This window comes from Rhodopseudomonas sp. BR0C11, from assembly GCF_010820945.1.
Classification (GTDB): Bacteria; Pseudomonadota; Alphaproteobacteria; order Rhizobiales; family Xanthobacteraceae; genus Rhodopseudomonas; species Rhodopseudomonas palustris_H.
Map to the genome: position 1 here is coordinate 1 of NZ_QTKI01000111.1, position 12,630 is coordinate 12,630.

Annotated in this window: 13 protein-coding genes; 10 read left to right on the forward strand and 3 right to left on the reverse strand. The window is 64.4% G+C overall.

Annotation, left to right across the window (positions count from 1 at the left end):
* Positions 1-58: 58 nt before the first annotated feature.
* Positions 59-799: a metallophosphoesterase family protein gene (locus DYI24_RS11125; RefSeq protein ID WP_164572330.1), complete on the reverse strand. Its 741-nt coding sequence runs from the start codon at positions 797-799 to the stop codon at positions 59-61.
* A 221-nt stretch (positions 800-1,020) separates the two neighbouring features.
* On the opposite strand from DYI24_RS11125, the gene DYI24_RS11130 reads away from it, so the two are divergent.
* The 8 genes from DYI24_RS11130 (at position 1,021) to DYI24_RS11165 (ending at position 8,288) form a co-directional block, all read left to right on the forward strand.
* Complete coding sequence (locus DYI24_RS11130; protein ID WP_164572331.1) at positions 1,021-1,449, forward strand: hypothetical protein; 429 nt, start codon at positions 1,021-1,023, stop codon at positions 1,447-1,449.
* A 156-nt stretch (positions 1,450-1,605) separates the two neighbouring features.
* Positions 1,606-3,303, forward strand: a complete 1,698-nt coding sequence (bchE, locus tag DYI24_RS11135) for a magnesium-protoporphyrin IX monomethyl ester anaerobic oxidative cyclase (RefSeq protein ID WP_107343654.1) — start codon at positions 1,606-1,608, stop codon at positions 3,301-3,303.
* Entirely contained in the window at positions 3,275-3,985 is a 711-nt protein-coding gene (bchJ, locus tag DYI24_RS11140; RefSeq protein WP_164572332.1) for a bacteriochlorophyll 4-vinyl reductase, read from the forward strand. The genes bchE and bchJ overlap by 29 nt, the downstream gene beginning before the upstream one ends.
* A 28-nt stretch (positions 3,986-4,013) precedes the next feature.
* Complete coding sequence (hemN, locus tag DYI24_RS11145) at positions 4,014-5,363, forward strand: oxygen-independent coproporphyrinogen III oxidase (protein ID WP_107343652.1); 1,350 nt, start codon at positions 4,014-4,016, stop codon at positions 5,361-5,363.
* Positions 5,364-5,618: 255 nt separating this feature from the next.
* A complete protein-coding gene (locus tag DYI24_RS11150; RefSeq protein ID WP_011157224.1) occupies positions 5,619-5,921 on the forward strand; it encodes a preprotein translocase subunit YajC in 303 nt (100 codons plus the stop codon).
* Between the two features lie 156 nt (positions 5,922-6,077).
* Complete coding sequence (locus tag DYI24_RS11155) at positions 6,078-6,620, forward strand: VOC family protein (protein WP_164572333.1); 543 nt, start codon at positions 6,078-6,080, stop codon at positions 6,618-6,620.
* A 26-nt stretch (positions 6,621-6,646) separates the two neighbouring features.
* Positions 6,647-7,498: a 3,4-dihydroxyphenylacetate 2,3-dioxygenase gene (gene hpaD / locus DYI24_RS11160; protein WP_164572334.1), complete on the forward strand. Its 852-nt coding sequence runs from the start codon at positions 6,647-6,649 to the stop codon at positions 7,496-7,498.
* A 106-nt stretch (positions 7,499-7,604) separates the two neighbouring features.
* Positions 7,605-8,288: a hypothetical protein gene (locus DYI24_RS11165; RefSeq protein ID WP_164572335.1), complete on the forward strand. Its 684-nt coding sequence runs from the start codon at positions 7,605-7,607 to the stop codon at positions 8,286-8,288.
* Positions 8,289-8,318: 30 nt separating this feature from the next.
* Here DYI24_RS11165 and DYI24_RS11170 read toward each other — a convergent pair whose 3' ends face one another.
* The gene (locus tag DYI24_RS11170) at positions 8,319-8,594 is read right to left on the reverse strand and encodes a metal-sensitive transcriptional regulator (protein WP_011157220.1); all 276 of its coding nucleotides are present in this window, start codon (positions 8,592-8,594) and stop codon (positions 8,319-8,321) included.
* 51 nt (positions 8,595-8,645) lie between these two features.
* On the opposite strand from DYI24_RS11170, the gene DYI24_RS11175 reads away from it, so the two are divergent.
* On the forward strand, positions 8,646-11,558 hold the full coding sequence (locus DYI24_RS11175; RefSeq protein WP_164572336.1) for a heavy metal translocating P-type ATPase: 2,913 nt from the start codon (positions 8,646-8,648) through the stop codon (positions 11,556-11,558).
* A gap of 141 nt (positions 11,559-11,699) precedes the next feature.
* A complete protein-coding gene (locus DYI24_RS11180) occupies positions 11,700-12,290 on the forward strand; it encodes a hemerythrin domain-containing protein (protein WP_164572337.1) in 591 nt (196 codons plus the stop codon).
* 66 nt (positions 12,291-12,356) lie between these two features.
* On the opposite strand, the gene DYI24_RS11185 is transcribed toward DYI24_RS11180, so the two are convergent.
* A partial coding sequence (locus tag DYI24_RS11185; protein WP_164572338.1) for a 6-pyruvoyl trahydropterin synthase family protein occupies positions 12,357-12,630 on the reverse strand: 274 nt, incomplete at its 5' end.

A 12,630-nucleotide genomic window follows, 5' to 3' on the forward strand; every position in this document is an offset into this window, starting at 1 on the left:
CCTCGATCGTAAAACCGCCGAGGGCAGGGCCGGGCTCGAAGGAAGGCTGGTCCATCCTTTAGCGCCCCACCAGCAAGCGGTCGGCGAGCCACAGCGGCAGGCCGTTATCGCGAATGCGCCGCGCCGCCTCGCTGGCGTCATACGCCACCCGGCAATAGGTCAGCTCGTGCTTGACGGTGTCGTACAGCGCGTAGGCGGCAGCCGGATTACCGTCGCGCGGCTGGCCGACCGAACCCAGCACTGCGTGCCACTGTCGCCCCGGCAGCAGATGCACCGGCACGTCCGTGGTCGGCACGAAGGTCGTCATTTTGCCGGTGACGGAGAGCGAATACAGCGCCGGCTTGTGGACATGGCCGCAGAAGGTGACGTGAGCCGACACCGCCTGCATGCTGCGCGAGGCGATCGAGGTGTCGGTGACGTAGATCCAGGATTCCGGCCGGGTCGCTTCCGAATGCACGAACAGCAGGCTGTGCTCTTCGTGCCGCATCGGCAGATCGGCGAGGAACTTGCGCTGCGCCGAATCGAGCTGGCCGCGCGTCCACTCGATCGCGGCCTCCGCTTCGGCATTCATCTGCACTTTTGGATTACCGATCGCGGCATCGTGATTGCCGAGCACCGCGACCGCACCGTCGGCGACCAGGTCGCGGACGGTGCTGACGGTCCAGTCCGGGTCGGCGCCGTAGCCGACGTAATCGCCCAATAGAACGACCCGCTCGATGCCGCGCTCGCGCGCATTCGCAAGGCATGCGGTGAACGCCGGCCGATTGGCGTGAATGTCGGCAAAAAGCCCCAGCAGCACCGCGCCCCCTCCTGCTTCCTTTACCGCCCCCGCAGGGGCGTCTTCCCATCGTGTTTATGGCGCCGCCGCGTATCCGCCTCAGGCGAAAATTCGCACGGCCCGACCGGAGTTTACGGCCTGTCTTTGATCGATCGCAACCGCGTTGCACTCCTTGATCCAGCGCAATGGGAGGCGCGTGCTTGTATGAGTATATCGCCCGGCAAGTTGCGTTGGAGGCGCTCATGACCGCACCCGGCAAGCCGACAAGAAATGCGCCCGTGACAGAAGCCGTCGCCGACGTCGTCCGAGAGTGGGAAGAGATTGCAGGAAGTCCGAGCGAGCTCGAAGCTTTCGGCTTGGCCATGGCCAACATGGTCAAGGACCTTGGACTGTCGCCGGCCGAAGTCCGCGCGCTTGCGACCAAGGGGACCAGCGCCAAGGAGTTACCTTGCCTGCTCGAAGCGCTGCGCATCAGCATCCGTGCGCTCGCCGAAAAGGAGCCGATGCTACTCAACGATCTGCGGCGCACCTGCGCCGTGTGTGAGCACAAGCAGGAGTGCGACGCCGATATCGCGGCCGGTACGCTGATCCCCGGCTATCAGCGCTACTGCTTGAACGTCGATACGCTGGACGCTCTCAGCCACGACGCCAACTTCGTAGCGGAGTCGTGATTCCTTCCGATCTGCGCGGCGCTACTTGCCGCGATTTCTCAGCGGCGAAACGCGGACGCGTCTCGCCGAGTACCAAAGCACCATTCGTTTGATCTGCGTCAACAATCGTTGACATCGCACATGTCATCGTTTCTTGACAATCATGGGAGAAAGTCAGTGCGCATCCTTCTCATTCACCCGAATTATCATTCCGGTGGCGCGGAGATCGCCGGCCACTGGCCGCCGGCATGGGCCCCCTATCTGGCGGGCGCGCTGAAGGCGAACGGCTTCACCGACATCAAATTCGTCGATGCGATGACCGAAGAGATCTCCAATGAGGGGCTCGCCAAGATCATCTCCGACTATCAGCCCGACCTGGTCGGCGCCACATCGATCACCCCCTCGATCTATGCGGCCGAAGAAGCACTGAAGGTCGCCAAGCAGATCAACCCGAAGATCGTCACCATGCTCGGTGGCGTGCACGCGACCTTCATGTATCAGCAGGTGCTGAGCGAAGCGCCGTGGGTCGACGTGATCGTCCGCGGTGAAGGCGAAGAGATCGTCGTCGAGCTGGCGCGCGCCGTTGCCTCGGGCAACTGGCCGGCGAACCGCTCCGAGATCAAGGGCCTCGCCTACACCGAAGGCTCCAACGGCGAGAGCCAGATCGTCGCGACCGCGGCGGCTCCGACGGTCAAGGACCTCGATGCCATCAAGCCGGACTGGGGCGTTCTGAACTGGAATCTGTATCGCTACATTCCGATGAACACCCGCGTGGCGATCCCGAACATGGCGCGCGGCTGCCCGTTCACCTGCTCGTTCTGCTCGCAGTGGAAATTCTGGCGCGACTACCGCGTCCGCGACCCGAAGAAGGTGGTCGACGAGATCCAGGAGCTGGTCGAGAAGTACGACGTCGGCTTCTTCATCCTCGCCGACGAAGAACCCACCATCAACCGCAAGAAGTTCATCCAGTTCTGCGAAGAACTGATCGCGCGCGGCCTGAACAAGAAGGTGCAGTGGGGCATCAACACCCGCGTCACCGACATCCTGCGCGACGAGCAGCTGCTGAAGTTCTACAACGAAGCCGGCCTGATGCACGTCTCGCTCGGCACCGAAGCGGCGGCTCAGCTCAAGCTCGACCTGTTCAACAAAGAGACCAAGATCTCCGACAACAAGAAGGCGATCCGCCTGCTCCGCGAAGCCGGCATCGTCGTCGAGGCCCAGTTCATCGTCGGTCTCGACTCCGAGACCCCGGAGACGCTGGAAGAAACCTACCGCATGGCGATGGACTGGAAGCCGGACCTCGCCAACTGGTCGATGTACACCCCGTGGCCGTTCACTCCGCTGTTCAAGGAGCTGTCCGACAAGGTCGAGGTGTTCGACTTCGCCAAGTACAACTTCGTCACGCCGATCGTGAAGCCGGCGGCGATGGAGCGCGGCGAACTGCTCGACCGGGTGATGAACAACTATCGCCGGTTCTACATGTACAAGGCGTTCTTCTCGTATCCCTGGTCGGGAACGGGACGCCGGCGCCGCTACCTGCTGGGCTGTCTGAAGGCGTTCCTGAAGGCCGGCTTCGAGCGCAAGTTCTACGACCTCGGCCGCGTCGGCTATTGGGGTCCGCAGTCGAAGAAGAAGGTCGACTTCCAGTTCGACACCACGCGCAAGATCTCGCACGCGCAGATGGCGGATTGGGAAGCCAACGCCGACCGCTCCCGCAAGGCGGCGGCCTCGCAAATGGCCATCGTCTCGGCCTGCGGCGGCGGCACCGAGCAGATGGAAGAGAGCGAAGCCGATGCCAAGGCAGCGCTCGCCAAGACCGTAACCAGCCGCATGGCGGATACCACCCATGACGCAGGTTCGGCGACCCGTCACTGACGTGGAGACGCATTCGTCGGTGTCCGAAATCGGACCCAATGCCGTCATCCAACTGATCCACGCGCTCGACGCGGCCGGCCTCCAGCCGGCCGCGAAGGAGATCTTCTCCGAGGCGGCGGCGAGCGACTGGCTCGCCGCACCGCCGTCGGCGATGGTCGACGAACGTCCGGTCGCAGCGATCCATCAGGCAGTGCGTCGCGTGCTGCCGCAGCAGCAGGCCGCGGAAGTTCTCGCCGACGCTGGGCTACGCACCGGCGATTACATTCTGGCCAACCGGATTCCGAAGCTCGCGCAGGCGGTGCTGAAGATCATGCCGGCCTCGATCGCAGCCAAGATGCTGACCAAGGCGATCACCGCGCACGCCTGGACCTTTGCGGGTTCCGGCAAGTTCTCCGCGCACGCCGGCAAGACCGTGACGTTCGAGATCGCCGCTAATCCGTTGTGCGCTGGCGAACACGCCGATCACAATGTCTGCGTCTGGCACGCCTCCGTATTTCAACGGCTATTCCAGTCGTTGGTGTCGCCCTATACACGAGTGACCGAGACGGCGTGCGGAGCACATGGCGACAATTGCTGTCGCTTCGTGGCGGATTGGACCTCGATCCCCGACGCCGCCAACATTTACGCCAGCAGGCGATCAGAGCCGATCGCAGGCCAATCAGAAACCCTTTCCGCGCGTTGATCCGCGGGCGATCAGAGAGATCACGACGATGTCGTCTGCCCTCGACAAATACGCCAAGAGCTCGGTGCCGCGCTACACCAGCTATCCCACCGCGCCGCATTTCGCGAAGGACTTCCCGGAGTCGATTTATCGTGGCTGGCTCGCTCAGCTCGATACCGACGAGCCGGTCTCGCTGTATCTGCACGTGCCGTTCTGCAAGCAGATGTGCTGGTACTGCGGCTGCAACATGAAGCTTGCGGCGAAGTACGATCCGGTCGCCGACTACGTCGAACACCTGATCGACGAAATCGATCTGGTCGCCGACGCCCTGCCCGGCACCATGCCGGTGCGCCATCTGCATTTCGGCGGCGGCACCCCGACGGTGATCGATCCGCAGGATCTCGGCGCGCTGATGACGCTGCTGCGCGAGCGCTTCGAATTCCTCCCCGACGCTGAAATCGCGATCGAGAGCGATCCCCGTACGCTGACCGAAGACATGGCCGCCAAGATCGGCGAGCTCGGCTTCACCCGCGCCAGCTTCGGCGTGCAGGAATTCGACCCGAAGGTGCAGGAAGCGATCAACCGCGTCCAGCCGCCCGAAATGGTCGCGCGCGCGATGCAGCTGTTTAAATCGGCCGGCGTCGAACGCATCAATTTCGACCTGATCTACGGCCTGCCCTATCAGACCGCCGAAGACCTGCGCCGCACCGTCGAACAGTGCGTCGAGATGAAGCCCGACCGGGTCGCGCTGTTCGGCTACGCCCACGTGCCGTGGGTCGCCAAGAACCAGCGGATGATCCCGGACGAGTCGCTGCCGAAGCCGGAGCTGCGCGCGACCCAGGCGGACACCGCTGCGGAAGCGCTGGTCAAGGGCGGCTACGTCCGCATCGGCATCGACCACTTCGCTCTGCCGGGCGACTCGCTGGCGGTCGCCGCCAAGACCGGCGAGCTGCACCGCAACTTCCAGGGCTACACCGCCGATGCGGCGCAGACCCTGATCGGGCTCGGCGCCACCTCGATCGGTCGCACCCCGAGCGGCTACGTGCAGAACATCAGCGAGACCGGCGCCTGGGCGCGCGCGGTCGAGGCCGGCAAGATTCCGGTGGCGCGCGGTCATGCTCTGACCCAGCAAGACAATCTGCGCGCCCACGTCATCGAACGCATCATGTGCGACGGCAAGGTCGATCTCGCCGCGGCCGGCAAGGCGTTCGGCTGTGCCGATGACTGGTACGCGCCGGAGCAGGAGTCGCTCGCCGAATTGCAGCGCGACGGCGCCGTGGTGTGCAATGGCAGCAAGGTGACGCTGACGCCGGAAGGCGTCCGGCTGTCGCGCGTGGTGGCGTCGGTGTTCGACACCTACCTGCGCAACTCGTCGGTCCGGCACTCGATCGCGGTCTGACCAACCTTACAATTTTACCAAACACAAAAACGCGCGCCTCGGCGCGCGTTTGTCGTTTTGATGCAGCGCAATTGCAATTTCGCAGTTGGGTGGATTATTACCGCCGACGGTAATTCTAGCAGTCATCAGTATCCTTACGGAGCTGCATCTTTAACGGAAAATACCACATCTAGCAGCCTAATCGCCGCGTGGTTCTTCCCGTGCGGGTCGGCAACGTCGCAGCCCTCCACGATCGAACCAATCGAGGTACGTGCAATGGCCCACAAACTCAAAGTCACCGACGACATGGTTGCCAAGGCCGCCGCCGCATTCCGCGCCGCCAACGGCAACGAATTGTTCTGCCTCCGTGCCGCGTTGGAAGCCGCACTCGCCAACGAAACGTTCTCGGTCGGCGACGAAGTCACGACCCAGGGCGGCGCCACCGGCATCATCCTGTCGATCAACGGTGACGAGGCACAGATCTCGTGGTCATGCCGGGGCAAGACTTCCACCAAGCTCTCGGAGCTCGAACATATCGAGCACGCCGAGTCGGTGCTGGCGGATAACCGCGCCGCCTGATCCCTCCTGACTGCCTCGCGCCGGCTCCCTGCCGACGCAAAGCTCGCCGGCCGGCGTCTATTACGCCGGCGGCTGGATCGTTGATCCACGTCAACCTCCCGACAGGCCGGTTTGATCCAATGCGGATCAAATGCACAAAACAATCGGGAGGACCTCATGCAAATCCAGCAGATCCATCACGTCGCCTATCGCTGCAAGGACGCCAAGGAAACCGTCGCGTTCTACGGGCGGGTGATGGGGATGGAGCTGATCGGCGCGATCGCCGAGGACAAGGTGCCTTCGACCAAGGCGCCCGATCCCTACATGCACATCTTCCTCGATGCAGGCGCCGGCAACATCCTGGCGTTCTTCGAGCTGCCGAACTCGCCGCCAATGGGCCGCGATCCGAACACCCCGGACTGGGTCCAGCACATTGCCTTTCAGGTCGATGACGTCGATGCGCTGATGGCGGCGAAGCAGCGCGCCGAAGCCGAAGGTCTGGACGTCGTCGGCCCGACTGATCACACCATCTTCAAGTCGATCTACTTCCGCGATCCGAGCGGCCACCGGCTCGAGGTCGCCGCCTGGACCGCAACGCCAGAGCAGCTCTCCCAGATGAAGAACGTCGCCCATGCGATGGTCGACGAATGGGCGGTGACCAAGAAGCCGCCGCGCCACACCGCGTGGCTGCATCAGAAAGAATTCGCCGACGTCGAATAGCACCAGCACGACTCGGGAGTTGCACGATGGGCAAGCTGGTGCTGGCGGCCAAGGTCAGTCACGTCCCCTCATTGATGCTGTCGGAGACTTCCGACAGCCCGCTGCGGCAGGCACGAGCCGGTGCCGTCGCGGCGCTGCGCGAACTCGGCCGCCGCGCAAAGGAGCGCGAGGTCACGACCTTCGTGGTGTTCGACACTCATTGGCTGTCGAACTTCGGCTATCACATCAACGCCAAAGCGCAGCCCCGTGGCTCGTTCAACAGCCACGAGGCGCCGCACATGATCCAGGACCTGCGCTACGACCTGCCGGGCGATCCGGCCTTAGCGCAGGCGATCGCCGTCGAGGCACAGAGCCGCGGACTGAAAGTCCTGGCGCATCAGGTACCGACGCTCGGGCTCGAATACGGCACCATCGTGCCGATGCACTATCTCAATCCCGACGGCTGGGCGAAGGTCGTTTCGATCGCTTCGCCACTGTTCACCTCGATCGAGGAGAGCCGCACACTCGGTGAAGCAACCCGCCGCGCGATCGATGCCTCCGACGAACGCGTAGCGATCCTTGCTTCGGGCTCGCTGTCGCATCGGCTGTGGCCGAACAAGGATCTCGGCCCCGATGCCTGGACTACCATCGCCAGTGAGTTCAACCGTCAGGTCGGCCTGCGGGTCCTGCAGCTCTGGCAGGAGCGGCGCTACCGGGAATTCACCGCGATGCTTCCGGACTATGCGGTGAAATGCAATGGCGAAGGCGGGATGGCCGACACGGTGATGCTGTTCGCGGCACTTGGGTGGGACGATTACACCGGCGAAGCCGAGCGTTTATGCGATTATTTCCCCTCCAGCGGCTCCGGCCAAGTCAATGTCGAATTTCATGTGAGTTAATTTGCACGTGTATTCAGCCCTCAGCACCGCCACGATGCCTTGACAAACCGCCTCGTCCCCGGCGGAATCCGGAATAATACGCCGCTACCCAAGCCGCGGGACAGGCATGACCGGAGTAAGCCATCTCGGAGTGCTTCAGCTCGCGATCCTGATCGGGATCGCGGCGCCGGCGACGCGTGCTCAGGCGCAGTGGTGGCCGAACAAAGAGCCGGTCGATTACGAGGACTGCATCGCCAAGGGCGAGACCAAGGCGGCCACCCAGGACACCAAGGCGGCGCTGCAAACTCAGTGCGACGCCAAGTTCGCTGGCCGGCGCAAACCCGGCGGCGGCTACACCTATTTCGACTTCATGCAGAACCGCAGCTTCGATATCGCCGGCCCGAATCCGACGGCCGCCGAGCTGCGGAAGATCGACGAGGAATACACCGCGTTCCTCGACGAGCGCCGGCGGCAGATGATCGTGGCGGCGTTCACCGCCAAACAACAGCAGCTCGCCGCCCTGCAGCAACAGGCGACGGCCGCCGAGCCACCGCCCCCATTGCCGAAGCCCCGCGTTGTTGCCGACAAGCCGCGCTCTGCAGCCGACAAGCCCCGCACCACCGCTGACAAGACCCGACCTCGCGCAGAGAAGAAGCGCGCCGAGCGCAAACGCGCGACGGAGCCGCAGCGCTACGCCTGCGGCAGCAATGATCCGTTGTCCTGCGGTCTCACTCAGCTCTCAGCCGGCTTCAGCGCGGTCAAGACCTCGCTATTCGGGACATCGACGACGACCACCGCGCAACGTCGCTGAGCGCAGACCTCGCCGACTCACTCCTCCGGTTCAGCGGCCGGAGCGCTGGATCACATCCATCAGTTCTGCGATCTTCTGGCGCTGATCGGCTTTGTCACCGCTAGCGATCGCGTGCTCGACGCAATGCGCGACGTGATCCTTCAGCACTTCCTCCTCCACCCGCCGCAACGCGGCGCGGACCGCTGAGATCTGGGTGACGATGTCGATGCAGTAGCGCCCCTCCTCCACCATCTTGGAGATGCCGCGCACCTGCCCTTCGATCCGTCCCAGCCGTTTTTGGCACGACGCCTTGATGTCTTTGTGCATGTCGGATATATACCCCTACACGGTATGGGTTACAAGCGCCAGGGTGACGCAATGCGCGACGCGGAGCATGCGGGGCAAGACGCCTCTGTCAAGAACACGGGCTGCTGCGGTTCTGCAGGGGCGAATGCGCCCGCAAACTCGTCCTGCTGCGGAGGACCAGCGAGCGCTTCGGCGCCCGCCGCGACAACGGCGACCGACCCGGTGTGCGGTATGACGGTCGACACCGCGACCGCGCAGCATCGCTTCGATCACGACGGCCAGACCTACTATTTCTGCTGCGGCGGCTGCCGAGACACCTTCGCGGCCGATCCCGCCGGCGTGCTGGCAAAGGCCGCCCAGCCCTTCACGCTGCCGCCAAAGGCGGCCCCGAAGCTGCATCAGCTGACGGATCTGCCGGCGAAGTCCTCGTGCTGCGGCGGTGGTGACCACGCGCATCATCACGCAGCGCCTGAAGCGAAAGCAATCGATCCGGTCTGCGGCATGACCGTCGATGTCGCCACCAGCAAGCACAGCTTCGAACACGACGGCACCACCTATCACTTCTGCTGCGACGGTTGCCGGACGAAATTCGCGGCCGATCCGCAGCGCTATCTGGCCAAGGCGGCTAGTTCGTCCTGTTGCGGCGGTGCGCACGACCACGCCGACCATCATCACGGCGCCCCCGCTGACGACGGCAAGGTGATCGACCCGGTGTGCGGCATGAAGGTCGATCCCGCCACCAGCAAGCATCACTTTGCCTACAAGGGCACGACCTATCACTTCTGCCGCGAAGCCTGCCAAACCAAGTTCGCCGCCGACCCGGTGTCGTATCTGGACAAGAGCAAGGCCACGCCGGCCGCGGAGGTGCCGGAAGGCACGATCTACACCTGCCCGATGGATCCGCAGATCCGCCAGATCGGACCAGGCACCTGCCCGATCTGCGGCATGGCGCTGGAGCCGGAGCTGGTGTCGCTCGATGACGCACCAAACCCCGAGCTCGTCGATATGACGCGCCGGTTCTGGATCGGCCTCGTGCTGGCGTTGCCCGCTGTTGTGCTCGAGATGGGCGGTCATCTCGTCGGCGGCCACGGCCTGATCGATCCGGCGCTGTCGAACTGGATTCAGCTCGTCTCCGCAACGCCTGTGGTGCTCTGGGCCGGCTGGCCGTTCTTCGTGCGCGGCTGGCAGTCGGTGGTGACGCGCAACCTCAACATGTTCACCCTGGTCGCGATGGGCACCGGCGTCGCGTACGTCTACAGCCTGATGGCGACCGTCGCGCCGCAGCTATTCCCGCCGGCCTTCCGCAGCCATGGCGGCACCGTTCCGGTGTATTTCGAAGCCGCCGCCGTGATCACCGTTCTGGTGCTGCTCGGACAGGTGCTCGAACTGCGCGCCCGTGAAGCCACCTCCGGCGCCATCAAGGCGCTGCTCGGGCTCGCGCCGAAGACCGCTCGCAAGATCGAAGCCGATGGCGGCGAGCGCGAGGTTGAGATCGATAGTCTCAGCGTCGGCGACAGGTTGCGTGTGCGTCCCGGCGAGAAGGTGCCGGTCGACGGCACCATCATCGAAGGTCGCGGCACGCTGGATGAGTCGCTGGTCACCGGCGAGTCGATGCCGGTGAGCCGTGAGACCGGCGGCAAGGTGGTGGCGGGTACGCTGAATCAATCCGGCGGCTTCGTGATGCGCGCCGATCAGGTCGGCCGCGACACCATGCTGTCGCGCATCGTGCAGATGGTGGCGCAGGCCCAGCGCTCGCGCGCGCCGATCCAGCGCGTCGCCGATCTGGTCGCCGGCTGGTTCGTGCCTGCGGTGCTGCTCGCCGCCATCGTCGCTTTTGCGGCCTGGGCCACCTTTGGTCCGGAACCGCGACTGACCTTTGCACTGATCGCCGCCGTCAGCGTGCTGATCATCGCCTGCCCGTGCGCGCTCGGCCTCGCGACCCCGATGTCGATCATGGTCGGCGTCGGTCGCGGCGCGCAGGCCGGTGTGCTGATCCGCAACGCCGAAGCGCTGGAGCGGATGGAGAAGATCGACACCCTGGTGATCGACAAGACCGGCACGCTCACCGAAGGCCGGCCGAGCGTGGTGGCGATCGTAACCGCGGACGGAACGGATGAAGCCGAATTGCTGCGGCTCGCCGCCAGCGTCGAGCGCGCCAGTGAGCATCCGCTCGCCGACGCCATCGTCCGCGCCGCCAAGCAGCGCAACCTCGATCTCGCCGCCGTCACGGATTTCGACGCCCCCACTGGTAAGGGTGCGACCGGCACGGTCGCAGGCCGGACGGTAGTGATCGGCAACCCGGCGTATCTCGCCTCGCTCGGCATCGACACGGCTTCGCTCGCGGCCAAGACCGAGCAGTTGCGCGGCGACGGCGACACCGTGGTGCACGTCGCGATCGACGGCCGCCTCGCCGGGCTGTTCGCCATCGCCGACGCCGTGAAACCCTCGACGCCTGAGGCCCTGACCGCGCTCGCCGCCGACGGCATCAAGGTGATCATGCTGACCGGCGACAACCGCGTCACCGCGAACGCGGTCGCCCGCAAGCTCGGTATCGCCGACGTCGAGGCCGAGGTGCTGCCGGATCAGAAGAGCGCAGTGGTCGAGAAGCTGCGGCAGCAGGGCCGCGGGGTGGCGATGGCCGGCGATGGCGTCAACGACGCCCCTGCGCTGGCTGCCGCCGACGTCGGCATTGCGATGGGAACCGGAACCGACGTGGCGATGGAAAGCGCCGGCGTCACGCTGCTCAAGGGCGATCTCGGCGGCATCGTTCGCGCCCGCAAGTTGTCGCAGGCGACGATGCGCAACATCCGGCAGAATCTGTTCTTCGCCTTCGTGTACAACTCGGCCGGCATTCCGATCGCGGCCGGCATCCTGTATCCGAGCTTCGGCCTGCTGCTGTCGCCGATTATCGCCGCTGCCGCGATGTCGCTGTCGTCGGTCAGCGTGATCGGCAACGCGCTCCGTCTGCGCCGCACAGCGTTGTAACAGCAGCGCGGTTGCGACTGATAGCCGCCAGCGTCCAGTTGATCTAACGCAAGGATTGGCGATCGATTGGACGTATTTTGCGGTCGCGAAGGTTTGCCGCAAATCGCTGCGTATTTGCGGATAGCGACATCGAGGTCGGCCATGTCACGAATCATTGAATTGCTGAACGACGAGCACCGCAACATCGCGCGCCTGCTCGACGTGCTCGAACAAGAGCTCAGCGTCTTCGATCGCCGCGAGCGACCCGACTACGAAATCTTCCAGGCCATTATTCAGTACTTCAAGGAGTACCCGGAAGCCTGTCACCACCCGAAGGAAGACGTCGTCTATCGCATCCTGAAGGAGCGCAATCCCGCGGTCGCCGGCACGGTCGGTGACATCGAGAAAGAGCACGAGCTGGAAGTCGATCGCCTCGCGAACTTCGCCAAGGTGGTGGACGATGTGCTGGCCGATCAGGAATTGCCGCGCCAGACCTTCCACGCCGCGGCGCGCGACTTCATCGAGCACCAGCGCCGCCACATGCTGAAGGAAGAACAGCTGCTGTTCCCGGCCGCGCTCGAAACGCTGACTCCGGAAGACTGGGCGAAGATCGACGCGCCCATCCCCCATCGCAAGGACCCGATGTTCGACGGCGAGACCGCGAGCAAATTCCAGAACCTGTATGCGACCATCCTGCGCTGGGAGCAGGAAACCGCAGCCGACCGCAATAAGACGGCGGCGGTGCGCGCCTGATCGGCGCCTCGGTCCACATCTGGCGCGGACCTATCTGTGTGGGCGGCCTCTGAGCCGCCCGAGACGTCAGTCGTCTTCGCCGGCGTAATCGGCCCAGCAATCCGAAGTTTCGTACACCCGCACGCCGCAAAGCTGCGGCAGTTCCGGCTTGGTGCGGCGCCAGATCCAGATCGCGATGTTCTCGGCGGTCGGATTTTCCAGCCCCTCGACCTCGTTGAGACAGTAATGGTCGAGCCGCTTCAACAGCGGCCCGAACGCGGCCTCGATCTCAAAAAAGTCCAGCACGAAGCCGGTGACCGGATTAATCGGCCCGCTGAGCTGCAATTCGACCCGATAGGAA

Coding starts and splice junctions, on each gene's coding strand:
- hemN (WP_107343652.1), top strand. CDS start 4,014: ATGTCGTCTGCCCTCGACAAATACGCCAAGAGCTCGGTGCCGCGCTAC.
- DYI24_RS11165 (WP_164572335.1), top strand. CDS start 7,605: ATGACCGGAGTAAGCCATCTCGGAGTGCTTCAGCTCGCGATCCTGATC.
- hpaD (WP_164572334.1), top strand. CDS start 6,647: ATGGGCAAGCTGGTGCTGGCGGCCAAGGTCAGTCACGTCCCCTCATTG.
- DYI24_RS11175 (WP_164572336.1), top strand. CDS start 8,646: ATGCGCGACGCGGAGCATGCGGGGCAAGACGCCTCTGTCAAGAACACG.
- DYI24_RS11180 (WP_164572337.1), top strand. CDS start 11,700: ATGTCACGAATCATTGAATTGCTGAACGACGAGCACCGCAACATCGCG.
- DYI24_RS11155 (WP_164572333.1), top strand. CDS start 6,078: ATGCAAATCCAGCAGATCCATCACGTCGCCTATCGCTGCAAGGACGCC.
- DYI24_RS11130 (WP_164572331.1), top strand. CDS start 1,021: ATGACCGCACCCGGCAAGCCGACAAGAAATGCGCCCGTGACAGAAGCC.
- DYI24_RS11170 (WP_011157220.1), bottom strand. CDS start 8,594: ATGCACAAAGACATCAAGGCGTCGTGCCAAAAACGGCTGGGACGGATC.
- DYI24_RS11150 (WP_011157224.1), top strand. CDS start 5,619: ATGGCCCACAAACTCAAAGTCACCGACGACATGGTTGCCAAGGCCGCC.
- bchJ (WP_164572332.1), top strand. CDS start 3,275: ATGACGCAGGTTCGGCGACCCGTCACTGACGTGGAGACGCATTCGTCG.